At 68.3% G+C, this 21,612-nt stretch carries 21 protein-coding genes; 6 read left to right on the top strand and 15 right to left on the bottom strand.

The window, feature by feature from the left end; all coding sequences use genetic code 11:
• Positions 1-556: 556 nt before the first annotated feature.
• The gene (locus ACFV2O_RS16895; protein WP_379252578.1) at positions 557-1,540 is read right to left on the bottom strand and encodes a fatty acid desaturase family protein; all 984 of its coding nucleotides are present in this window, start codon (positions 1,538-1,540) and stop codon (positions 557-559) included.
• A gap of 234 nt (positions 1,541-1,774) precedes the next feature.
• On the opposite strand from ACFV2O_RS16895, the gene ACFV2O_RS16890 reads away from it, so the two are divergent.
• On the top strand, positions 1,775-2,524 hold the full coding sequence (locus ACFV2O_RS16890; RefSeq protein ID WP_379252577.1) for an SDR family oxidoreductase: 750 nt from the start codon (positions 1,775-1,777) through the stop codon (positions 2,522-2,524).
• A 13-nt stretch (positions 2,525-2,537) separates the two neighbouring features.
• Here ACFV2O_RS16890 and ACFV2O_RS16885 read toward each other — a convergent pair whose 3' ends face one another.
• The 6 genes from ACFV2O_RS16885 to ACFV2O_RS16860 form a co-directional block, all read right to left on the bottom strand.
• Entirely contained in the window at positions 2,538-4,253 is a 1,716-nt protein-coding gene (locus tag ACFV2O_RS16885; protein WP_379252576.1) for an ABC transporter ATP-binding protein, read from the bottom strand.
• Positions 4,250-6,160, bottom strand: a complete 1,911-nt coding sequence (locus ACFV2O_RS16880) for an ABC transporter ATP-binding protein (protein WP_379252575.1) — start codon at positions 6,158-6,160, stop codon at positions 4,250-4,252. The genes ACFV2O_RS16885 and ACFV2O_RS16880 overlap by 4 nt, the downstream gene beginning before the upstream one ends.
• 30 nt (positions 6,161-6,190) lie before the next feature.
• Positions 6,191-7,117, bottom strand: coding sequence for an alpha/beta hydrolase (locus tag ACFV2O_RS16875; protein WP_379252574.1), 927 nt, complete (start codon positions 7,115-7,117; stop codon positions 6,191-6,193).
• Positions 7,118-7,323: 206 nt separating this feature from the next.
• Complete coding sequence (locus ACFV2O_RS16870) at positions 7,324-8,001, bottom strand: response regulator (protein ID WP_379252573.1); 678 nt, start codon at positions 7,999-8,001, stop codon at positions 7,324-7,326.
• Positions 7,998-9,212 carry a sensor histidine kinase gene (locus tag ACFV2O_RS16865; protein ID WP_379252572.1) on the bottom strand — a complete coding sequence of 405 codons (1,215 nt, stop codon included), beginning with the start codon at positions 9,210-9,212 and terminating at the stop codon, positions 7,998-8,000. The genes ACFV2O_RS16870 and ACFV2O_RS16865 overlap by 4 nt, the downstream gene beginning before the upstream one ends.
• A 186-nt stretch (positions 9,213-9,398) precedes the next feature.
• A complete protein-coding gene (locus tag ACFV2O_RS16860) occupies positions 9,399-9,854 on the bottom strand; it encodes a MarR family winged helix-turn-helix transcriptional regulator (protein ID WP_379252571.1) in 456 nt (151 codons plus the stop codon).
• Positions 9,855-9,925: 71 nt separating this feature from the next.
• On the opposite strand from ACFV2O_RS16860, the gene ACFV2O_RS16855 reads away from it, so the two are divergent.
• Positions 9,926-10,873: an NAD-dependent epimerase/dehydratase family protein gene (locus ACFV2O_RS16855; protein ID WP_379252570.1), complete on the top strand. Its 948-nt coding sequence runs from the start codon at positions 9,926-9,928 to the stop codon at positions 10,871-10,873.
• Here ACFV2O_RS16855 and ACFV2O_RS16850 read toward each other — a convergent pair.
• The 6 genes from ACFV2O_RS16850 to ACFV2O_RS16825 form a co-directional block, all read right to left on the bottom strand.
• Entirely contained in the window at positions 10,837-11,739 is a 903-nt protein-coding gene (locus tag ACFV2O_RS16850; RefSeq protein ID WP_379252569.1) for a sterol desaturase family protein, read from the bottom strand. The two genes, ACFV2O_RS16855 and ACFV2O_RS16850, sit on opposite strands and share 37 nt — an antisense overlap.
• Positions 11,740-11,787: 48 nt before the next feature.
• Positions 11,788-12,540 (bottom strand): helix-turn-helix transcriptional regulator, encoded by a 753-nt coding sequence (locus ACFV2O_RS16845; RefSeq protein WP_379252848.1) that lies wholly within the window; start codon positions 12,538-12,540, stop codon positions 11,788-11,790.
• A 20-nt stretch (positions 12,541-12,560) separates the two neighbouring features.
• Positions 12,561-12,974, bottom strand: a complete 414-nt coding sequence (locus ACFV2O_RS16840; RefSeq protein WP_379252568.1) for an SRPBCC family protein — start codon at positions 12,972-12,974, stop codon at positions 12,561-12,563.
• 61 nt (positions 12,975-13,035) lie between these two features.
• The gene (locus ACFV2O_RS16835; protein WP_379252567.1) at positions 13,036-13,230 is read right to left on the bottom strand and encodes a hypothetical protein; all 195 of its coding nucleotides are present in this window, start codon (positions 13,228-13,230) and stop codon (positions 13,036-13,038) included.
• 288 nt (positions 13,231-13,518) lie between these two features.
• Positions 13,519-14,760, bottom strand: coding sequence for an oxygenase MpaB family protein (locus ACFV2O_RS16830; protein ID WP_379252566.1), 1,242 nt, complete (start codon positions 14,758-14,760; stop codon positions 13,519-13,521).
• Between the two features lie 435 nt (positions 14,761-15,195).
• Positions 15,196-15,396 (bottom strand): hypothetical protein, encoded by a 201-nt coding sequence (locus ACFV2O_RS16825; RefSeq protein ID WP_355080113.1) that lies wholly within the window; start codon positions 15,394-15,396, stop codon positions 15,196-15,198.
• Positions 15,397-15,815: 419 nt separating this feature from the next.
• Between ACFV2O_RS16825 and ACFV2O_RS16820 the strand changes: the two genes are divergently transcribed.
• Positions 15,816-16,463, top strand: a complete 648-nt coding sequence (locus ACFV2O_RS16820) for a LysM peptidoglycan-binding domain-containing protein (RefSeq protein WP_379252565.1) — start codon at positions 15,816-15,818, stop codon at positions 16,461-16,463.
• A 13-nt stretch (positions 16,464-16,476) separates the two neighbouring features.
• Here ACFV2O_RS16820 and ACFV2O_RS16815 read toward each other — a convergent pair whose 3' ends face one another.
• Positions 16,477-17,718 carry a PepSY-associated TM helix domain-containing protein gene (locus ACFV2O_RS16815; protein ID WP_379252564.1) on the bottom strand — a complete coding sequence of 414 codons (1,242 nt, stop codon included), beginning with the start codon at positions 17,716-17,718 and terminating at the stop codon, positions 16,477-16,479.
• 169 nt (positions 17,719-17,887) lie between these two features.
• Here ACFV2O_RS16815 and ACFV2O_RS16810 point away from each other — a divergent pair, with 169 nt between their 5' ends.
• Positions 17,888-18,070 (top strand): hypothetical protein, encoded by a 183-nt coding sequence (locus tag ACFV2O_RS16810; protein ID WP_355080119.1) that lies wholly within the window; start codon positions 17,888-17,890, stop codon positions 18,068-18,070.
• Between the two features lie 356 nt (positions 18,071-18,426).
• Here ACFV2O_RS16810 and ACFV2O_RS16805 read toward each other — a convergent pair whose 3' ends face one another.
• Positions 18,427-18,984: a TetR/AcrR family transcriptional regulator gene (locus tag ACFV2O_RS16805; RefSeq protein WP_379252563.1), complete on the bottom strand. Its 558-nt coding sequence runs from the start codon at positions 18,982-18,984 to the stop codon at positions 18,427-18,429.
• Between the two features lie 397 nt (positions 18,985-19,381).
• On the opposite strand from ACFV2O_RS16805, the gene ACFV2O_RS16800 reads away from it, so the two are divergent.
• Both ACFV2O_RS16800 and ACFV2O_RS16795 read left to right on the top strand, forming a co-directional pair.
• Positions 19,382-20,953, top strand: coding sequence for an LVIVD repeat-containing protein (locus tag ACFV2O_RS16800; protein ID WP_379252562.1), 1,572 nt, complete (start codon positions 19,382-19,384; stop codon positions 20,951-20,953).
• Positions 20,950-21,579, top strand: coding sequence for a DUF305 domain-containing protein (locus ACFV2O_RS16795; RefSeq protein ID WP_379252561.1), 630 nt, complete (start codon positions 20,950-20,952; stop codon positions 21,577-21,579). Before ACFV2O_RS16800 ends, ACFV2O_RS16795 begins: the two co-directional genes overlap by 4 nt.
• Positions 21,580-21,612: the final 33 nt, after the last annotated feature.

The raw sequence follows: 21,612 nt of genomic DNA, 5'->3' as shown, positions 1-21,612 counted from the left end.
CGAGGACGGGATCGTTCCACACGCCACCGGAGAGCACGGCCCGGTCGCCGGGCACGATCCGGAGTGAGGAGCCGCTGCGCTCGGCTCCCTCGAACAACCCGAGCGCTGGTAAGACTCTCGGGCCCCACGGGGAGCCCACTGCCACGAATGCCGCGGACAGCACCGCCCAGCGCGCCAGCAACAACGGCAGCGCAGGCACACCCTCCTCCACCACTGCCACGCCCGGCTCGGCCCTGGCCGCCGTGTCGGCGGGCCGCGATTGCCGATCGGCATGCCCGATATGGGCGGCCAGCCACACCGGCAGCCGTTCTCACGGAAACACTTCCGGGTCCGCTCGATAGATCTCGGGCAGGAAGAGGTGGTTGTCGGGGAACGGTTCGGCGTCGTAGTCGCACGGGAAACGAACGCTGCTGCGGAAAACGAGTTTTCGATGTCCATCGATCGATTCATGCTGCGCGCGATCAGATTCGCTTGGCCTTTGATGAAGGCTCGACTCACTGCGGTGTATTCAATGTCGGAGGGCCAGCGGCGGGGACGTGTCCGCAACAAGCGGCAGTCAGCGATCGGTGAGCCGAACGGGGCCGCGTATCTGGCGGGCCACCGCGCGGAACCAGCCGATGTCGTGTCGGCCGCCCTCGGCGTCGAAGGCGGGCCGGAGTTCGTACCAGCGCAGGCCGGGGCGCAGGTGATGCACGCCGTGCAGGTTGAAGCTCAGCGCCAGTACTTCCAGTGGCGCGGACAGTTTCAGGTTCAGCGCCTCGAGCGGCTCGTCGAGATCGGTGCCGTAGTGATAGGCGTTGTCCGACAGCGAGACGATCACGCCGCGCCCGGCCAGCGCCGCGAGCAACATCCACCAGTGCGGACCGTAGGCGGCGAACGCCGCACCGTGTAGCCCCACGACGGCGGCCGCGTCGACGCGGAACTGCCGGAACACTTCGGGTCGCGCGAGGCGTTCGAGCAGCGGCCCCGCCACCGTGTCCGGCCCGTCCACCGCCCGGGCGAGCCCGTGCACCGCCGCGACGGGCAACGCCGCCAGCATGATCGCCGCCACCTCGAGCAGATATAGCCCGCCGAACAGCCGCAGGTAGTACCCGGGCGCGACCTTCGCCCAGGTGGAACTCGCCGGGTCGTAGACCTCGGCCCGCTCCCGAGTCCGGTTGTAGCGGTGGTGCAGCAGGTGACCGGCTTTGAGCAGCGCGAACGGCGACCCGTACAGCACGGCGAGCACGCGCCCGTACCGGTCGTTGCGAGACCGCGGGTGGTGCAGATTGCCGTGCACGGCCTCGTGGATCACCGACCAGAATGTCGTCGTCAGCAGTACCAACGGCAGCAGGGCCCAGCCCCATGCGGGGTCGCCGGAAATCAGTAGCGGGAGCCCGAAGAGCTGGGCGATATTCAGCACGACCGCCGTGGCGGTCAACCACGATCCGATAAGCCGTCCGTCGTCGCGCCGCTGCGCGTGGACAGCGCCACCGGTGCGCCGTTCGGTCATCTCGCCCCCGGTCACCTCTCCGGTCTTCTCCGGAAACCGAGCGTGCACGACCTGCCCCACCAACACCCCTACAGGGGCTGTCGCCGCTCTTACATCAGTGCGACGAAACGGTGTTGCGGGAGAACGGTGTACGACGGCCACCTGTCCCGAGCGATCGACACCGGGACCGAGGACCGATGCCCGTGGCGAGAGCGGGCGGCGTGGTACCGAGACCGGAACGAACCGATAACGGTTCCATGAATCGCGGGCTCGCCCGGTGGCACGCCGGGAAAGGCGAGAACCATGAAACTGACAGTCATCGGCGGTACCGGGCGGATCGGCTCGCAGGTGGTGCGGAAGCTGGCCGCGGCCGGGCACGAGGCCGTGCCCGCGTCGATGTCCACCGGTGTCGACGTGATCACCGGAGAGGGCCTGGACCGGGCGCTGGAGGGGGCCGAGGTCGTCATCGACCTGGCGAACTCGCCGACCTTCGACGAGGCGTCGGTGGATTTCTTCCGCATCTCCATGCGCAACCTGCTGGATGCCGGGGAGAAAGCGGGTGTCGGGCATCAGGTCGTGCTGTCCATCGTGGGCGTCGACCAGGTGCCCGGCCTGGACTACTACCGGGCCAAGAGCTTGCAGGAAGACCTGCTGCGGCTGGGCCCAACGCCGTACTCCATCGTGCGCGCCACCCAGTTCTTCGAGTTCATGGACGCGGTGCTGTCCTGGACCTCCGACGACGACACCGTCCGCCTGCCCGCCACCCCGATCCAGCCGATGGCCGCCGCGGACGTGGTCGACGCGGTCGTCGAGGTCGCCACCGGCGCTCCGCTGGGCGGGGTCCGCAATGTCGCCGGTCCGGAGGTCTTCCGCCTCGACGACCTCGGCAGGCTCACCCTGGCCGCTCGCCGCGACAGCCGGACCGTCGTCACCGACGACACCGCGGGCATGTTCGCGGACGTTCCCGGCGACGTTCTCACGGCGGGCCCGGACGCCCGTCTGGCCGCTACGCACTACCGGGACTGGCTCGAGAAGCACGAGAGCACCCCGTGATCGACATCGCGGTTCATTCGGTTGCCACGGTCGCCATGGACAACGCCCAGAAGTCGGCGTAGCGGCCACCGAGACGCAGCAGCTCGTCGTGGCTGCCCTCTTCCACGATCCGGCCGTCGTCCAGGAAGACGATGTGGTCGGCCCGCCGGACGGTCCGCAGCCGGTGCGCGACCATCACCACCGTCCGGCCCGCCATCAGCCGTTCGATGCCCTCGTGGACGGCGGCCTCGTTCACCGGGTCCAGCGCGGAGGTCACCTCGTCCAGGAGGACGATCGGCGCGTTCTTCAGCAGAGCTCGCGCGATCGAGACGCGTTGGCGCTCACCGCCCGACAACAGTGCGCCGCCCTCGCCGACGTTCGTCGCCCATCCGCCGGGCAGCCGATCGATGACTTCGTCCAACCCCGCCGCGGTCGCCGCCGCGCGCACCTCGGATTCGGTGGCGTCGGGACGGCCCAGACGCACGTTCTCCTCGATCGTGCCGTCGAACAGATAGACGTTCTGGAAGACGACGGCGATCCGTTCCATCAATACTTCGGTGCTGATCGCGCGCACGTCTACGCCGCCGACGCGCACGGCGCCGTCGTCCACGTCGTAGAACCGTGCGAGCAGTTGCAGCAGTGTGCTCTTGCCCGCACCCGACGGTCCGACGATGGCGACCCGCTGTCCCTCGGGTACCGACAGCGACACGTCGTCGATCACGGTACGACCGCCGTGCCGGAAGGCGACGGACTCGAACGCCAGGTCGTTGCCCACCGGCCGGATCGGTTCGCGAGGTTCCGGCAGCGGCTCGGTGCGCAACACGGTGTCGAGCCCGCCCAGCACGGTACGCGCGCTGCGGAGTTTGCCGCCGATCTCCGAGAGCGACAGCAGCGGATCCGCGCAGCGGGCCACCAGCACCAGCATCGCCACCATCTGCGCCGCGCCGACGTTCCCGCCGAGCGCGAGGTAGGCGCCAAGGGCCAGCAGCACGGTGAACATCGCCTGGACCGTGAGCGTCAGCCCCACGATGCCTGGCAGCGCCGACAGCACGGCACGGCGGGACGCCCGCTCCAGTCCCGACAGCGCCTCGTCGAGCAGCCGGAATCGCTCGGTGGTTCGGCCACCGGCTCGCAGGACCGGCTGTGCCTGGAGATACTCGACGACTCGCCCGGTTGCCTCCTTGGTGCGTTCGACGCGTTCGGCGTCGGCGGCGGCCATCGAACGTCCCGTCCAGATCTGGATCGCCGCCACGATCGGCACGGCGGCCAGCGCGGCCAGCCCCATGTGCCAATCGAAGGCGAGCAGCACGGCGACGATCGTCAGCGGAGTCACAGCGGCGGCGATCGTCGGCGCCAGCAGATGCGCGATCACGCTCATCGCCTGCAGCACACCCTCGCTGGCGAGCACCGATACCTCTCCGACGCGACCGGCGGTGAACCAGCCGAGCGGCAGCCGGGCCAGGCGATCACCGAAACGGTGGTAGACACCGCGCAGCAACGTGGTCCCCACGAGGAAGCCGGACAGATCGCTGCGATAGCGCAGCGCCGCGTAGCACGCGATCGCCGCCCCGAACGCGAGCAGCCACGGCCAGGCGTCCGTGGGCGTGCTCCCGAACAGCGCTCGCAGCACCGGAACCAGAAGTGCGTAGGACAAACCTTCCGCTACCGAGGTCGCCGTCATTAGGGCCACGGTGCGTCGTACGGGCTGGGCGTACTCGTCGCCCAGCACGCGCAGCAGCATTCGGATCATCGGCGCTCCTCTCCTCGCGATGTCTCGTCGGCGAGCGGTCGTGCAGGCACGCTCCGCTGCCTGCTCCATGGCCCGAGCTCACGCCGGAGCATGCCACCGAGGGTTTCGACCTCTTCGGTGAGCGTGGACCGGTGCGATCGCCAGAATTCGGCGAATTTCCCATTGCGGGAGAGCAATTCGCCGGGCTTGCCGCGCTCGGCGATCGACCCGTTCTCCAGCAGCACGACGGTGTCCGCGTCGGCGATGGTCTCCAGCCGGTGAGCGACGACCAGGATCGTCCGATCGCCTTCCAGCGTCGCCAGGGCTCGGCGCACCGCCTGCTCGGTGTGCGGGTCGGCGAAGGCGGTGGCCTCGTCGAGCACCAGCACGGGAGTATCGGCGAGCAGTGCCCGGGCGATCGAGATCCGTTGCGCTTCACCGCCCGACAGCTCGGCCTCCGCACCGAGCACCGTGTCGTAGCCGCGCGGCAGCTCGAGAATCCGATCGTGGATGTTCGCCAGCCGGGCGGCGCGCACCACGTCGTCGCGGTCGGCGTGCGGTAGCGCCAGTGCGATGTTGTCCGCGACCGACGCGCGCAGCAACCGGACGTCCTGGAAGACGAAGGAGACCATCCGATAGAGCGCCCGGCTGCCGAGCTCGCGCAGGTCGACCCCGCCGAGCAGCACCGAACCGTGTGTGGGGTCGAAGAATCGAGGAAGGAGCTGAACCAGAGTGGATTTTCCGCTGCCCGACGGCCCGACGATCGCGGTGACCGTCCCCGGCTCCAGGACCAGGTCGATGCCGCGCAGCACCTCGTGCTCGGCGTCGTAGCCGAATCGCACCTCCCGCAGTTCCACCCGGTGCCCCTGCGGCGCGACCGGGCGCGAAGGTTCCGGCAGCGACGGCACCGCGAGGACCTCCCGGATCCGGTCGACCGCGCGCCGGGCCGCCCGCAAGTCGTCGAAGCCGTGGCCGAGCGCCGCCACCGGTGCGGTCAGACCGAGTCCGAGCAGCAGGAAGGGCAGCAGGTCAGCCGGGGCCATGGCGCCGCCGGTGATCAGGACCGCACCACCGGTCAGCACGACTAGCAGCACGAACGGCGGCGACAACACCACCTGCATCGCCGCGCCGAGTCCGGCTAGACCCCGCACCATGCGAAGGAAGGCGTCGGTGAAATCGTTTGCGGCCGTGCGGAATCTGCGGTGCGCGCGCTCGCCCGCGCCGAACGCCTTGACCACCGAGATGCCCTGTACGAACTCGACGGTCGCACTCGCGATCCGCGCCATCCCCGCGTCGAACTCCTGCTGCGCACGCAGCCGGGCCGGGGTCATCATCAAGGGGACCAGCGCCACGGCCAGCGCGACCGGTATCAGCGTGATCAACGTGAGCCGCCAGTCGACGGTGAACAGGTAGGTCAACGACACCAGCGGAACGACGAACGCGGCGACGAGTTCGCCGGGGGTGTGGGCGATGAGTGGATGCACGGTGCCGACGTCCTTGCCCACGATCTTCGACAACTCGCCGGAACTGCGCCGGGAGAACCAGCCGATCGGCACCAGCCCCAGTCGCGCGGCCAGTTTTCGGCGCAGCGACAGTTGCACCCGGCTGTCGAGCAGGTGCCCGATGCCGGACGACGCGGCCGTGAACACCAGCCGGACGAACAACCCGGCCGCCCCCGCGATCACGATCATCCGGACATGGCCGTGATCGATCGGGCCCGGCGACAACAGCGTTCGACCCAATTCGACGACCGCGAGCAGCGGCGCCAGACCGGCCACGGCACCGATGATCTGCAGGACGACGACGGCGGCGAAACCGCCCAGGTACGGGCGCAGCAACCCCGTCCCATTTCCTCCCGCCGGGGAATCGGCATCCGACGGGGGCGGTGTGGACTGCTTCCTCGCCTCGGCGAGGTCGATGGTGGTCATCGTTCTCCCCTCTTCGCAATCCCTTTGCGGCTACGCGCTTTGCGAGCCGGTCGCGGGGTGCAGCGCGCGGCGCAGCGCGGCGGCGAATTCGGCGCTCTGGCGCTGGGACACATCCGCGGACAGGATCGCCTGCGACCCGTGGAACGTGCCGGGCCATTGGTGCAGCTCGACCGGCACGCCCGCTTGCAACAGGCGCAGCGCGTACTCGATGTCCTCGTCGCGGTTCGGGCAGTACTCGGCGGTGGCGATGTAGGCGGGAGGCATACCGGACAGATCCGTCGCCCGCGCCGGAGCGGCGTACGGCGTCGCGGGCGCGGAACCCAGATAGTGCTGCCACATCTGGGCCACTTTCGCCCGGGTCACGAACGGCGTATCGGTGAAAGTGCGCGCCGACCAGGCCAGCTGGCGGTCATCGAGGACGGGTTGGTTGAGCAGTTGGAAGCGGATCGGCGGCCCTTGCTCGTCGCGGGCCCGCAACGCGACCGCGGTCGCGATTCCCGCCCCGGCGCTGTGGCCGCCGATCGCGATCCGCGCCGGGTCGATGCCGAGCTCGACCGCGTGCTCGGCCGTCCAGATCAGAACCGCGTAGACGTCGTCGTGCGCGGCGGGGAACGGATGTTCGGGGGCCGAGCGGTAGCCGACCGAGATCACTGTCACACCGGAGTTGTCCGCCAGCAGGCCGGCCCACGGATGTTCGGTGTCCAGATCGCCCATGACGAATCCGCCGCCGCGCAGCCAGATGAGGGCAGCGCCCTGCGCCCGGTCCGGCCGATAGATTCGTACCGGTACGTCGAAATCGCCCGGCACCGTGCGATTTTCGATCGACATGCCCGCGATGTCCGGTACCGGAAGGGCGGCGACCAACTCGGCGAGGCGCTCTCGGGCGGCGCGGGGGTCGCTCAGGTCGGCCGGGGGGAAGAACGCGACTGAGGCTTCGAGTTCGGGATCCAAGATCATGCCGTCGATGGTCGCGCCCTCGGCACCAGCTGGGCTTCCGCCGACGGGAGTCGCCGTCTACGTGAACGCGCGTACGCCGACGGCGATCGGCTGCGCAGGTCGTCGTAGCCGAACGCGCGACCGTACTCGCCAGTGCTATGGCATTGTGAGTCAACGTGATTCGAGAGGCCGCGAACGCCTCGGCAGCGAGGTCAACCCGCTGATCGCTACGAGGTGAAGCCGGTCAGCCCGGTCTGGTAGGCGATCACGACGAGCTGCGCTCGGTCGCGCGCACCCAGTTTCACCATCGCGCGGCTCACATGGGTGCGTGCGGTGGCGGGACTGAGGAAAAGCGCGGCGCCGATCTCGTCGTTGCTCATGCCCTGTCCCACCAGCGCCAGGACTTCGCGCTCACGGTCGGTCAGCACGGCGAGCCGGTCCTCGGCGGACTTGGCTGCCCGGCGCTGCGCGGTGAACTGACCGATGAGCCGCCGGGTGATCCGAGGTGCGAGCAGTGCGTCACCAGCGGCGATCACTCGGATGGCGTGCAGCAGTTCGGCCGGGCCCGCGTCCTTGAGCAAGAACCCGCTCGCGCCCGCCTGCAAGGCGTCGAAGACGTTCTCGTCGGTGTCGTAGGTGGTGAGGATGAGCACCTTGACCCGCTCCATCCCGGCGGCCGCGGCGATCTGGGCGGTGGCGCGTATCCCGTCCAGTCGTGGCATGCGGATGTCCATCAGGACCACGTCGGGGCGGGTGGCGCGAGCGAGTTCGACGGCTTCCGCGCCGTTGGTGGCTTCACCGACCACCGTGATGTCGTCTTCCAGGTCGAGCAGAACCTTGAAGCCGGAACGGACCAGGCGTTCGTCGTCGGCGAGCAGGACTTTGATGGGTGGTGTGGCGTTCACGAGCGCGATCCGACCGGAGTCAAGGGTAGGCGGGCGGTGACCTCGAACCCGCCGCCGGGACGCGGCGTCGCGTCGAGTTCACCGCCGAGCAGCCGGCAGCGTTCGCGCATCCCGACGATGCCGCGTCCGGTCGTGGTGCTGCTATCCGTGCGGACCGGTGCGGCGGCGCGACGACCCTCGTCGGCGACCCGTATCCGCAAGGCGTCGATGCCGGGTTCGAGCGCCACGGTCACCCTGGTCGGACCGACGTGCCGGATCACGTTGGTGATCGATTCCTGCACGATGCGATATGCGGCGCTGCCCACCGCGCTCGGGAGCGGCGTGACCGAGGGAGTCTGCGCGAAAGCGATGTCGAGCCCGGCATCGCGGGCCTTGCCGACGAGCTCGTCGATCTGGCCGAGCCCCGGGTAGGGTTCGCGCTCGTCGCCGTCACGCAGTACACCGAGGATCGCGCGCATCTCGCGCAGCGCCCGCGAACTGGTCTGCTCGATGGTGCGCAGGGCTTCCCGGGCCTGTTCCGGTCGCTTGTCGAGCACGTGTGCGGTGACCCCGGATTGCACATTGATGATGGCGATCGCGTGGGCGACCGTGTCGTGGACTTCGCGGGCGATCCGCAGGCGTTCGGCGTCGACCCGCGCTCTGGCTTCCTCGTCGCGGGACCGTTCGGCCAGTTCCGCTCGTTCTTGCGCATCGGCGGCGATGACCCGGCGGGATCGCACGGACTCACCGAGGATCGTGCTGATCACCGACGCGCCGATCCGGAAGAACACCCAGCCGATGGCTACCAGCGGCTTGATATCCGCCGCGGCGATCAGCCAGCCGACGGCGAGGACCGCGATGCCCGCACCGGCGATCATCAGCGTCCGCCGCCCGTCGCCGTAGGCGGCCAGGGTGTACAGGGCGACGAAGAGTCCGAGATAGGAAAGCCGATCGGGGAAGCCGAGACCGAAATAGATCAGACTGGCCAGCGCCGTCACGCCGAACACCGCGACCGGCTGCCTGCGGCGGGCGGCGACCGCCAGGCCGCTGACGATCAGCAGGACATATCCGAAACCCGACACCGGCGTGTAGGCCGGCTCGAGCGGCACCGGTATCGCGGCACTCTGCACCTGGATCACGGTGACGAACAGCGCCAGCAGGACATCCGGGAACCAGGCGGGCCGACGCGAGAACCAGGCGGACAGCCGTCGTGCCACCGCCTGCTGAACCATGCCGTGAGCGTACGGCATCCGCGAACGCTCGCGCTCCGGACCGGATGCGCGATCGACTACGACGACCGACGCAGCCGATCACGATCTCCTACGCGGATTCGCGTAGGCCGGAAGCCGAGTATGAACGGCGCGATTCGCCCATCGGCTGCCGACGGCTCCGGTTCTCCGCCCATACGGTCCACAGCGTCAGGACTGCTCTTGCTCGGGATGGGTCACGATGGTTCGCAACGAGTTCCGCAGTTGCTGTGCGGCCTGCGGACCGAGCTGCGCCAGGAACTCACGCTCGGCGGCATCGCTCGCCTTGGTGGCCCGGCGAAGAGTGTCCTGTCCGGCATGTGTCAGTTCGACCACGTTGCGACGCCGGTCGTTCGCGTCCGGATGACGTGCCACCAACCCCTTGCCTTCCAAAGTGTCCAGCATCGCGACCATCGTGGTGCGGTCGATGCCCAGCCGCTGCGCCGCCTGCTGTTGGGACGTGGGTTCACGGCCCGCGAGGACGGACAGCACGCCGAGCTCGCGCCCGTCGATGCCGTACGGCGCCAACGCTTTCGTGTTCAGCTCGGCCATCCGCGACTGCGCGTGCTTGAGCAGGTAGCCCAACCGGCTGGTCAATTCGGGGCCCGGCCCATCCGTCCTAGACACCCGCAGATTCTATCGCTAGCCTGATCGTCAGTAGTACTGATAATCAGCTAGACTACAGAAAGGCTCATGTGATGATCTTGGTCACCGGAGGTCTCGGGTTCATCGGCTCCCACACGGTGCGGGCACTGCTCGACCTGGGCGAGGGCTGCGTTCTGGTCCAGCGTCGAACCGGCGAGGTACCGGCCGAGTTCGCCGGTGCCCAGGTGGCGGTGGAGCGGGCCGACATCACCGATCTGACGGCGTTGCTCGACGTGGGCACGCGCCACAAGATCACCGGCATCGTGCATCTCGCGGGTTCGATGCCCTGGCCACCCGGCTCCGACGAGCCCATCGATGGCGCACGGAAGGCGATCGGCAGTCTGTTCAATGTGATCGAAGCCGCCGAGGCCTGGGGCGTGGCGCGGGTCGGCGTCGCGAGCACGATCGGCGTCTACGCCGGCCTGACCGGTGCGGGTCCACTGCGGGAAGACATGCCGGTTCCGCTGACCGCACCCCATCCGATACCGAGCTTCAAGAAGATCGGTGAGCTGCTCGCCGACCATTTGACCGGAGCGACCGGCATCGAGATCGTCAATTACCGCATCTCCGCCATCTGGGGCCCGCGCGGCCGACCCGCGGACCCGTTCTTCCCGGCCCCTCAGCTCGTTCATGCCGCCACCCGCGGCACCGCGCCGGACCTGTCGTCGCTGCGCTTCCCCGCCTACGCGGACGACGCGATCGACCTGTGCTACGTGAAGGACTGCGGCCGGGCCATCGCACTCCTGCAACTGGCAGACCGGCTCAATCACCGCACCTACAACGTCGCTTCCGGCCGCGCGACGACCAACGCCGAAGTCATCGCCGCGATCGAGAAGGTCGTCCCAGACGCCGGGATCGACCTCCCCACCGGCGGGTCCGGACAACGCAACTACCTCGATATCACCCGTATCCAGCAGGACACCGGCTACCGGCCCGACTACGACACCGAACGCGCGGCCGCCGACTACATCGCCTGGCTGCGCGCGGGCAATGAGCGCTGAGCGGGTTTCGTGGCCCCGCAAGCGCCGCTGGGCCGGAAGGGTTCGACGAGTTGGGCGAGATAGCCGCTGGGGTAGTGGGGCTTGGCGGCCATCCCGAGGTCGTCGCTGGTGAAGCGGCGGTCCGGGTCGTAGGAGTAGGTGCGCAACAGGTGATCCCAGAACAAGGTGAACAGTCCGAAGTTGACGTCGCCGATGCCCGCCCATTTCAAGTGGTGGAACCGGTGTGCCTGGTTGAGCGCGAGCACGGTACGCAGGGGGCCTACGCGGTAGTCGACGTTCGAGTGTTGCAGTAGGAGTTGCACCGCGACGGTGAACGCGAGGGCGGAAGCCACCGAGGCGGGCAGGCCCAGCAATACGAGCGGGGTGACTCCGGCGACGGTCTCCAGGGTCTGGTGCAGGGGATGTTTCATCAGGCCGTTGAAACCGTAGGCGCGTTCGACGCTGTGGTGCACAGCGTGCAGCCGCCACAGCGCGGGAATCTTGTGGCTGGCCAAGTGGGTCAGCGTGATGCCGAGATCGGCGACGACAACCGCGACCAGCACCTGAATCGGGAAGGGCCATCGGTGCGGCCAGACATCGGCGGAAGGGATCAGTGCGGCCATCAGCGGCAGTGCGGCCACGCCGCCGAGGGTGAGCAGTTCGTTGACCACGGCGTGCGCGGTGTCGCGCCGACCGTCGTCGTGGGCGCGGTTCCAGTCGTCGTGGTAGGGCAGGATCCGTTCGGCGGCGAACGATGCGGCGATCGCGAGTACCAGCAGCGGCAACAGCCATAATTTGCCGAGGCCGGTGGCGATGACGGCGAGCGCGGCGCCGTTGACCGCCAAGAGCATGAACGGCACGTAGCCGTAGCGAACCAAGGTGTGCATGCCGTTCAGCGTGGGGGCCGCGGTCCCGATGGCGCTTGAACGGATTCGCTACGGCCGCACCATGGTGACCGCACCGGCGAGTTCGGAGGGGGTGAGCCCGAACATCTCGCGACAGACTCGGGTGAGATGCGCGCTGTCGGCGAAACCCGCAGCGTGCGCGGCCTCGGTGAGCGTGCCGCCGCGACGGGCGTGGTCCATCGCTTGTCGCAGGCGCGCCCACCGCACATACGGCGGGAACGCCAGCCCGAGCTCGGCACGGAACAGATGACCGAGTCGACTCGCCGACAGTCCGACCGCGGCGGCGAGCTCGGCCAGACGCAGCGGGCCGTCGAGCAGGTCCGGCAGCAGCTCCAGCGCGCGACGCAGCGCCGGGTGCCGGGCAGCGCCAGTAGGAGCGGGATCGCCGATCAAGGCCGTCAGTGCGGCGTGCGCCAGTTGCCGGGGATCCCGCTCGCCGTCGTCGAGGTCCAGCAGCGGCAGCGCGGCCCGCGACCACGCGGTGACCGAGTCGACGGCGCTCCCGGTGCGCTGCACACAATCGGTCAGCGCGCGCCCGAGGGGCGACTGCGCGTCCGCGAAGACGAGCAATCCCGTTGCCGTGCCGGTGGTTTCGTGCGGCACACCGGGAGGGATCAGCGCCGCTCGCCCGGCCCAGCGGCGGCCGGCGTCGTCGCGCAGACCGACGGAGCCGTTGGCGCTGAAGATCAATTGCGCGGCGGCATGATGGTGGCGGTGCGCGCTCCCGAGCCGCCCCGTGTACAACAATCTGCCCGGGTACAGCGTCGCGGTGCCCTGCCACATGTCCGACACCTTCCGATCCCTTACGACTCGGCCGCCGCGGCCTCGATCGCCTGCTTCATCTCCGCGAGGCCGTATTCGGTACGAATCCGCACTTCCGGCGCGGCCGACTCCGGCAAGACGTCGGTGATCCAGATCAGCCTGCCGCGCTCCCCCTCGGCGCGAACCTCGAACGAAGCGTGGTGATAGTCCAGCGCGGGCCTGGCGCCTTCGACGACCGAGTACGCCAAGCGGCGGGCCTCGTCATCGATGGAGACGATCAGTTCACGGATCACATGCCCGTCCGGGAAAGTCAGCCAACGCCGCGCTCCCTCGAGGCGGGTGTCGACGACCCGGCCGGGCAGCAGGCGCCGATGCACGGCGCCGACATCACGCACGACATCCCAGATGTGGCGCGGCGAAGCGTCGATCACGATCTCATGGCGAATCGCTGTCATGGGCCGACGCTCCCTCGTCGTGGGTCAGATCATCGTCAATCTACTCGAGCCCGGGCGCCGATCACCGCCACAGACCGCCGCAGGGCAGCTCGGGCAACTCGACGTGGACATCGTCATCGATCGTGACGATCAGGTCCGGATGACTGTGCGCCAAGTCGGCGGCCAGACTCCGGGCGTGTTCCGCGCACGCCCGGTAGTCCAGGACAAGGGCGCCGGATTCGATGTGGATGTGCTGGATATGCTGCGGGTTCGTCATGTCCACCGCACTGTCCGGTGTGTTGTCGGTACGGCATCCTCCGCGCCACCTCCAGACATCGGTCGCAGCGCGGTCAAGCCATGTGGAGGGCCGAGCGTCCTATGGCTCAAGTTCCAGAACTCCTCGTAACTTAGGCCGAGATCAACCCTTCGATCGCGCGCACACCAGCGCAGTTAAGACGAGGTGACGGTTCATTTCGGCGATCTACCGCAAAGAACAACCAGTAACTTACCAGCTATCGCCGATGCACTCCAGGAGGCTTCGAGAGCGCATCGGCGTCCGGAAGGCTCAGCGCGGCGGCTGGCTCATGTCCCGGTTCATGGTGGGGATCTCGATACTGATCGGCATCCGCAGTTCCGCCAGATAGAGCAGCGCCGCCCTGCGGAGGAATTCGTCGAATAGCCAGTAGGCATCCGGCGCGAGCGGCACCACGGGCAGCAGACCTTCACGCACGGCGATGAAAGGCCCCCAGCTCACCCGCAGCAGCGGGTCCCAGACCGGCTCCCTGGCGATGGCCAGCCCGTCGGCGATCTTGTCGCCGAGCAGGAAGCGGGTGAAGGCGCCGAGCACCGGTTTGGTGAGGACGGCGAAGTCGAGGTTCGCCCCGAGGCGCAGCAGCCGGTCGGCCAGCTTGGCGCCCTCCGGGGTCGGCGCCAGGATCGGATCCAGCACCTGCGCGGCCTGCGAGTCGGCCTCCGCCCAGGAGTTCGGAATGTATTCGTCACGGATGCCGAGCATGTGCGCGCCCACCTGCCACGAATGCAGGAACGCCTCCGACTCCGCGACGGGCATCGGCACCTGCCACGCGGTCAGATGCTTCATCACGGTGGTGGGCAGGCTGTGCCAGGTGACCATCAGGTCGTTCTGGCTGATCGGGATGTCCTCCTCGGCGGAGTACACCCAGTGCGGGGACTGCGGCAGCAGGTGACGCACAGCGGCATGAACCAGCCGGGTCTTCACGCAGGTCACGACCATCTCACCATCGGGCGCGTAGGCATTCGCGGTCCCGATGTCGTAACCGAGCTTGGCGGTCTTCAAGATGCGGTCCTTCAGGTCGTGACCGCCCTTGGAGTAGTAGACCGCGCGCGCCTCCTTGGGAATGACCGTGCTCATCATGCCGCTGGCCAGCCCGTAGAGCACGCCGAGATACAGCCCGCGCTTCTTGTTGAACTCGACGGCGGTGGCCAGCTTTCCGCGATCAGCCCAGGGCGGCAGCTGACGTGCGTATTCCATGAAGTCGCGCAGATCCGGCGGCAATCCGTCCGGCAAAGGCTGCCCGTTCGCGGTCCAGGTGCGCAACAACTCGTTGACCCTCGGCACCTCCCCCCGGTCGATCAGAGAGGCGACCAACTGATCCGCCTCGGGATCCCAGACGGTGAGCGGATCGGCCCCTTCACCGGAGCCGGCCACCGAACCCTGCGGGGACCACGTCCACGGCTCCGCGCGCGCGGGGGTCGCCATGGCCAGCGCGCCGAGCGCGCCCAACACCCCACCGGCTTTCAACGCGTTGCGCCTGCTGAGTCCATCCATGTCTGCGCCACTCCTCATTGAGCCGAGCGCCGCCGTGATGATGCGACGAAAGACCGGCAGCACTCGTACATCGCCGTCGCATCGATAAGAACAGTCATTAACTTAGCAAGAACGGGCGCTTGTTGTCCCGACTTTTCCGTAACTTGCCGGCACCAATCGCACCATGATCGACACTCGCGCAGCTCCGGTGCCGAATCGCAGATGATCAGCATATTCGCCGAATTTGAACACTTGACCAGCGACTCACCGATAGAACGGCATCCGGCGTGCCATCAGGTTCTCTCCGCCCATCACCACCTGAACCAGTCACAAATAGCTAGTCACATAGACAGTTGGTCACCCAGTCATCTCGCTGCCGTGTCACCGCTGGATCATGACCGCCGCACAACGAAACGGGCCGGGCGGTTGTACCGCCCGGCCCGTGTTCGGTCGACGTCAGCGACCGGCGTGGCTGTGCTGTCCGCCGCGCACCTTCGCTTCGTTGGGCTGCGCTTCGGCGCCCTTGCGTCCGGCCGCACTCGGATCGGCCGAGTTACGCTCGCCGAAGCTGCCGGTGCTGGCCTGGCCGCCGCGACGCGCCTGCTCCTCGGTGTCGGAACGGTTGCCGAACTGGCCCGGGTTCTTCTGGTCTGCCATCACTTGCTCCTTTCGGTAGCGGATGAAACCGACTGTGGCTCTTGGCGCCACGTCTTCGTGCTACCCCTGACCCAGTGCTCGAATCAGCCTCGGAGCTTCTTCACACGATCGAAAAGAACTGCCCGGAAACGGCTTATCCGAGCCGCCCCGGGAAGCTGGTCGCGGCATCCGACCCGGCCACACCGGCCGGGCGCCACCTGCGTATCCGGCGAGACCAACCGGGTAATCGGGGCGCCGCCCCGGCGGAGTCGCGGCCTGCGCCGCCGGAAACGAGTAGTCGCCTACGCACGATCGCGCGGCCGATCGCGACGAGCATTCGGTAGCGCCACAACCGTTCGTGGACGGCAGGTGCGCCTGCGAGACAAGCCGGAATCGGTGTCCGCGGCGCCGGCTGTCAGCAGTGCAGAAAGGCCGAAGAGATGAAGAAGTACGAAGTCCAACCCGGCGACACCCTTTCCGCGATCGCCCATCGGGAGTACGGAGACGGCAGCCTGTTCCCGGCGATCGCGCGCCAGAACCATCTCGCCGATCCGAATTCGATCGATGTCGGACAACAGCTCCTGATCCCATACATCACGCGGCGCCACCTCCTCACCACGCCCGACTCCACCGCGGTGCGCAAGCAGATCACCCAGCGCTACTACGGAACCGAGGACACCGGAGTCCAGCTGATCTGGGAAGTCGTCAACGGCGTGGCGCAACGTGCCATCCAGCCCGGCGCGTGGCTGCACATTCCGGAGCTCGCCGATGTCGGTCACCACACGGTGACCGAAAGCGAAACCCTGGCGATACTCGCCGAGCGCTGGTACGGCGACGCGAATCTCGGCGTGATGATCGAACTGGCCAACCACTTGCCCTCGGGCAGCCAACCGGCTCCCGGCCACGTGCTCGTCGTGCCCGGTATGAACCGCCGCCGAGGCGTCGCGGGCGACACGCTGCGCTCGATGTGCGAGGACCACTACGGTCCTGCGGATCTGGACACCAGAGTGGGAGTCGTCGCGGCGGCGAATCACATCGCCGAGCCCGAAGCGCTCTTCTCCCGCCAGGTGATCCACTTCCCGTCGTGACCGGGGTCGGCGGCTACGTCGTCGCGTGAGCGCGGCGGCGCCGGGTCCGTCGCCGGAACAGCCAGGTCGACAGGCCCGTGATCGCCAGCGCGAGCGGTGTCAGGCCGAATGCCAGCCAGATCAGTCGCCACCAGCCGTTCACCAGCCAGCCGAAGTGGGCGGGCTCGAAGACTTTGGCGTAGAAGGTGTTCGCCAGCGGCCGGTCGTGGCTCGCGTCGACCACCTTGATGTCGGAATCGTCATGGGCGTTCACGTAGACCATGACGTCACCGCTGTAGAAGAGGCGGTGCTCGCGCGGGGAGTAGGCCCCGGCGACGACGGCGCGGTAGTACGGGGCGGCGTCCGTGGGCAGCAACAGGTAGGCGAGTCGGCCCGGCGCGGCCCGATCCGCGATCGCCGTGGCCTCGCCGATGGACAGCGGGGGCCGTCGGGCATCGCTCGACCGCGGCACGAAAGACCGCTCGGTTCGCTCGAGGGTCGTGGTGCCGCCGGTCGCCACGAGCCAAGCCCGTTGCACGGCAGGCCATTCGATGGTGGTGCCGGTGATGCCCCACAGCAACAGGAACGGCACCGCGAGAATACCGATGACGTCGTGCAGGTCGCGGTCCCGTGCGAAGCGGCCTTTGCGCAGCCGGACCCGGAATCCGTGGCGCAGCCGTGCGAGTGACGGCCACCAGATGACCGCGCCGGACACCGCGAGCGATACCAGCAGGACGCCGAGCGCGCCGAGAATCACCGCGCCCCATTTGATGCCGAGGAGCGGAGCCTGATTCTCCAGGATCGGGATCGCGCCGGAGTAGCGCGCACAACCGAACGCGCAATTGTGCAGGTTGGTCAGCCAGCCGAGAACGCCGTCGGTCAGGTTCACTTGCTCGTTGATTCGTCCGGTAGCGGGATCGACGGAGTAGGCGGCGGTGTACTTCGTGTTCCCGATCGCGATCACGCCGCCGTCTCCGCCGACCCAGCCGACGTCGAAACCGGGATCGGCGGCACGCACCATCGCGACGGCCTGTTCTGCGTCGATCACCGCCGGCGCGTCCGTGTGGCGATAGAACGAAGCGTGTTGCGCTCGGAACAATTCCGCATGGTAGAGCAGGATCGCGCCCGAAGTCGACTGGATCACGAGGACCGAGCCGAGAATCAGCGCCGACCAGCGATGGATCGAGATCAGCCTGCGCCGTACCGGTTTCCGGGATCGCTTCGGTGATCCGACGATCCGCTTGCCAGGCTCGCGCACCACCACGGTGGTATTCATAAGGTTAGGCTAACTTCAAAATTCGACCTTCCCAATGCGGGCACGGCAGCCAGGAGGGCTTGTCTACACCACCGCACCGGCGGATGATCTGATCAGAGTCACCCCGGACTCGGATTGACGTTGCCGGGCCGGGTTCGGATCGCCCTATCGCTCAGCCAAGGAAATCACCATGATCACCAAAGCCACGCAAGCGATCGCCGCAGCCGCTCTCGCACTGACCATCGGGGCCCTTTTCGCCCCGGCAGCCTCCGCCGCGCCGGCTTCACCCGTACCGACGAACGACGCCCTCGGTTCGGTCACGGTATGCCTCAATATCCCACTGGGCCCGGCCAGCATCAGCTTCTGCATCTGAGGTCACCGCACCCGCGGTACCGCCGAACGGATGCCATCCGCGCGGGCCCCGAGGGCTCGACCACGGCGGCCGCGGGCGGCGTCCCGAGCAATCGAGTCCGTCGGCGGGCACGTTACCCCGCCGGCACGAGGTCGACGCCGTATCCCGGGTGCATGCGCGATGCCCTCCCGGTCCGGAACACCTCGACGGGACCGGCCACCTCGGTGGCGAGCCCCGCGGCCCGTAGCGCATACGCTTTGAAGGCTCGCCCGCGATATTCGGGGCGACCACCGCCAAGCGGTACCGATGTGGGCAGTGGAAATGGATCGCCGCGCCCCTCGCCGGAAGGTTCAGCCGCACACACGGACGCGCCCCCTTCAGCCGCGCAGAGCGCGGTCCAGCAACGCCCATGCCTGCCGGGCGGTCTCCTTCTTGGCCTGCGCATCGGTCTTCGACAGCACGGCCGCCAGCATCGCCAGCGCCAAGACCACGTCCGCGGTGGTGATGTCGGCGCTGATCGTGCCGCGCTGACGCGGATCCTCCAGCTTCTCCGCGATGAGGGTGATCAGCCGTCGCGCCACCTCGAACAGGCGCATGTCGTCGGTGCTGGTGGGATGGATCATCGCGATGAACGCCGCCGAGGTGGTGATCTGATCGACCATGATCGCCAGCAGATCGTCCACGGTGACCGCGGGATCGTCCGCCAGCGCCTCGATGCCCTCGATGTTCTCCTCGAACACCGCGAGCGCGATGCTCTCCCGGGTCGGGAAGTGCCGGTAGAGCACGCCCTGCCCCACCCCGGCGGCCCGCGCGATGGAGCTGAACGGCGCGTCGAAGCCACTGTCCGCGAAAACCTCCCGCGCCGCTTGGATCAAGGCCGCCCGATTGCCGGCCGCCGCCTTCGGCCCCCTGTTCACACGGCGTGGCGAGGTCATTCGGGCAAGGTTACCGGACCATCGCCGACCGCCCCGCAGCACGCCGGAGGGCCCGGCACGGATGCCGGAATCCGACCGGATACAGCAGCGCCGTATTGACGCGGCGCGGCGATCTCACGCACACTGACCGAGTAACCGGACAACACAGTCCGGCATGGCGAGAGGGTCGGCTCGGCCCGGCTCGGCGAGTAGGGACGCCGTTGCGCCAGGCCGGATTCGACACTCGTTCGACGCCACCATGCCGCATCGGGTGGTCCGGATACACGATGACGCTGCCGTCACCGCGGCGGCCGCACCGCACGCGCTCGGGATCGACCAACAGCCGTCCGAGACCGCATCCGGACTTGTAACCGAGCACACGGGAAAGGCGCCCTCACCGCCGAGGGCCGGTACGTCCATGACTTCGTCCATCACCAGCTGGGGCCGGCGCTTCTTCGTGACCGTCGGCGCCGCAGCGATTGTCCTGCCATTCGGCATCGTCGCCGCCCAAACGGATTCCGATCCCTCCGGGCAGGTTCGCGAGGTCGGCGCCATAGCCGCGACCGCGGCCGCACGCGCCGTCTGCAATCCAGGTTCGGCCCCCGAAACAGGTTTGCAAGGCGATGTTCCCGCCGCCGACCGTGACAGCGGCCGCAGCGGCCAGGGCTACAGCTGCAACGTCACCCGGCTCGGCGCCTATGGCGGCCGCGGCGGCGGCATCAACTCGGTGACCTTCGACCACTGCGCCTACATCGGCACGTTCTTCCCTGGCGACCTGCTCGGGCCCGAAGAGGGCGTCCAGGTAGTGGACGTCGCCGATCCCACGAACCCCGTCCGCACCGCCACGCTCACCGAACCGGCCATGCTGGCAGGCACCTGGGAGAGCCTGAAGGTCAACGAGACGAGAAAACTGCTCGTCGGCACCGGGGTGCCCGCTTTGACCGGTGCGGGCCTGCTGTCGGTCTACGACCTCACCGATTGCGCGCATCCACGCCTGCTCAACCCCGGCCCGGGAACCGACCTGGCGATGCCGTTGCCGATCACGGCCCATGAGGGCGGGTTCTCCCCTGACGGCAACACCTACTGGAGTTCCGGCGTCGCACCCGGCCTGGTCAGTGCCGTCGACCTCACCGACCCCGCCGCTCCCCACGTGGTGTGGCAGGGCCTGCCCGGTCCGTCCATGCACGGATTCGGGTTCAGCCCCGACGGAAACCTCATGTACCTGGCGAACAACATGGGCGGGCTGATGATTCTGGACGTCGGCGCGGTGCAGCGCCGCGATCCCGGTCCGCAGGTGCGCGAACTGTCGCACCTCACCTGGACCGACGGCTGGGCCAGCCAGCACAACATCCCCGTGACCTATGGCGGCAGGCCGTACGTGTTCGCCACCAACGAGGCCGGATCCGGCGGCGTCAAGATCATCGATGTCGCCGAACCCACCCGGCCGCGCATCGTCGAGACCATCAAACTCGAGATCAACCTGCCGGAGAATCAGGACACCGCAATGGCTTCCGCCGCGGGCGGCTCGCTGTTCGCCTACGACACGCATTACTGCGCCGCGGACCGGGCCGCCGATCCCACGGCGCTGGCGTGCAGCTGGACCTCCTCGGGCATCCGCGTGTTCGATGTCCGGGATCCGTCGGCCGTCCGGGAGATCGCCTACTACAACCCGCCCGCGCGCACCGGCCGCAACACCGAGCTCTGGAATTCACCGCACGCGCTCGCGTCGATCATCGGCCCGCCGGTGCTGGCCGGTCCCGCGGTGGTGCAGGCGGTGCTGCAAGGCCAGTTCGACCTCACGCAGGCGACGAGCGAACGAAGCGGCATGCTCGCCTTCGGTGATCTCTCCACGGACTGGTGCTTCTCGCCGCCGGAATGGCGGGGCAGCCAACTCTGGACCACCTGCGCCGACAACGGCTTCTTGGCGCTGGAAGTGGACCGGAACGTGTACACGCCGCCCGCCGACCAACGTTCGACCACGGGATCATGATCCGCCGCCGGTGGCTCGGGGCGGCCACGCTCGCCGCCTTCGCGGTGCTGCTGCTGGTGGCGGGCGCGGCGCTGCGGCCGTTGGTGGTCGGCGCGGACAGCACCGCCGCACCGCTGCTGAACAGCACCGAAACCGGTTTCGTCCAGGACATGATCGCCCACCACAATCAGGCGCTGCTCCTGGTCCAGCGACTAGACGGCGGGGCCGACCCGGCGGTGCGCGCGCTGGCACAACAGATCGCCGACACCCAGCGCACCGAGATCGGCATGATGCTCGGCTGGCTGCGCATGGCCCGGCTCGCGGTGACCAATCCGCACCCGATGGCGTGGATGCACGCGGAGGCCGACCACGAGCACCACGCGACCGCCGCGCACGGAACGATGCCAGGCATGGCGAGCCAGGACGAACTGGACGCGCTCGCCGCCGCGCGCGGCGCCGAGGCTGCGACCGGTTTCCTGCGCCTGATGCAGCGCCACCACTACGGCGGCATCCAGATGGCGCAGGCGGCGGATCGCCGGCTGAACGGAGGCATGGTCGAACAGATCGCCCGCGACATGATCAGCACCCAGGGACAGGAAGTCGGCCTCATCGGCTTGCTGCTGTCCCGAGAGCAGGCACCACGCTGAGGTGCGCCCGGCGACTACCGCGACGGCCTGTGT

It is taken from the genome of Nocardia sp. NPDC059691, assembly GCF_042733915.1.
Lineage (GTDB): Bacteria > Actinomycetota > Actinomycetes > Mycobacteriales > Mycobacteriaceae > Nocardia > Nocardia sichangensis.
The sequence above is the reverse complement of the archived record's forward strand: the minus strand, read 5'-3'. Positions and strand labels throughout refer to the sequence as shown.

What these genes read in the sequence shown, in the direction of transcription:
- ACFV2O_RS16890 (WP_379252577.1), top strand. Translation starts at nt 1,775, where the DNA reads ATGAAACTGACAGTCATCGGCGGTACCGGGCGGATCGGCTCGCAGGTG.
- ACFV2O_RS16885 (WP_379252576.1), bottom strand. Translation starts at nt 4,253, where the DNA reads ATGATCCGAATGCTGCTGCGCGTGCTGGGCGACGAGTACGCCCAGCCC.
- ACFV2O_RS16880 (WP_379252575.1), bottom strand. Translation starts at nt 6,160, where the DNA reads ATGACCACCATCGACCTCGCCGAGGCGAGGAAGCAGTCCACACCGCCC.
- ACFV2O_RS16875 (WP_379252574.1), bottom strand. Translation starts at nt 7,117, where the DNA reads ATGATCTTGGATCCCGAACTCGAAGCCTCAGTCGCGTTCTTCCCCCCG.
- ACFV2O_RS16865 (WP_379252572.1), bottom strand. Translation starts at nt 9,212, where the DNA reads ATGGTTCAGCAGGCGGTGGCACGACGGCTGTCCGCCTGGTTCTCGCGT.
- ACFV2O_RS16855 (WP_379252570.1), top strand. Translation starts at nt 9,926, where the DNA reads ATGATCTTGGTCACCGGAGGTCTCGGGTTCATCGGCTCCCACACGGTG.
- ACFV2O_RS16850 (WP_379252569.1), bottom strand. Translation starts at nt 11,739, where the DNA reads ATGCACACCTTGGTTCGCTACGGCTACGTGCCGTTCATGCTCTTGGCG.
- ACFV2O_RS16845 (WP_379252848.1), bottom strand. Translation starts at nt 12,540, where the DNA reads ATGTGGCAGGGCACCGCGACGCTGTACCCGGGCAGATTGTTGTACACG.
- ACFV2O_RS16840 (WP_379252568.1), bottom strand. Translation starts at nt 12,974, where the DNA reads ATGACAGCGATTCGCCATGAGATCGTGATCGACGCTTCGCCGCGCCAC.
- ACFV2O_RS16835 (WP_379252567.1), bottom strand. Translation starts at nt 13,230, where the DNA reads ATGACGAACCCGCAGCATATCCAGCACATCCACATCGAATCCGGCGCC.
- ACFV2O_RS16830 (WP_379252566.1), bottom strand. Translation starts at nt 14,760, where the DNA reads ATGGATGGACTCAGCAGGCGCAACGCGTTGAAAGCCGGTGGGGTGTTG.
- ACFV2O_RS16825 (WP_355080113.1), bottom strand. Translation starts at nt 15,396, where the DNA reads ATGGCAGACCAGAAGAACCCGGGCCAGTTCGGCAACCGTTCCGACACC.
- ACFV2O_RS16820 (WP_379252565.1), top strand. Translation starts at nt 15,816, where the DNA reads ATGAAGAAGTACGAAGTCCAACCCGGCGACACCCTTTCCGCGATCGCC.
- ACFV2O_RS16815 (WP_379252564.1), bottom strand. Translation starts at nt 17,718, where the DNA reads ATGAATACCACCGTGGTGGTGCGCGAGCCTGGCAAGCGGATCGTCGGA.
- ACFV2O_RS16810 (WP_355080119.1), top strand. Translation starts at nt 17,888, where the DNA reads ATGATCACCAAAGCCACGCAAGCGATCGCCGCAGCCGCTCTCGCACTG.
- ACFV2O_RS16805 (WP_379252563.1), bottom strand. Translation starts at nt 18,984, where the DNA reads ATGACCTCGCCACGCCGTGTGAACAGGGGGCCGAAGGCGGCGGCCGGC.
- ACFV2O_RS16800 (WP_379252562.1), top strand. Translation starts at nt 19,382, where the DNA reads ATGACTTCGTCCATCACCAGCTGGGGCCGGCGCTTCTTCGTGACCGTC.
- ACFV2O_RS16795 (WP_379252561.1), top strand. Translation starts at nt 20,950, where the DNA reads ATGATCCGCCGCCGGTGGCTCGGGGCGGCCACGCTCGCCGCCTTCGCG.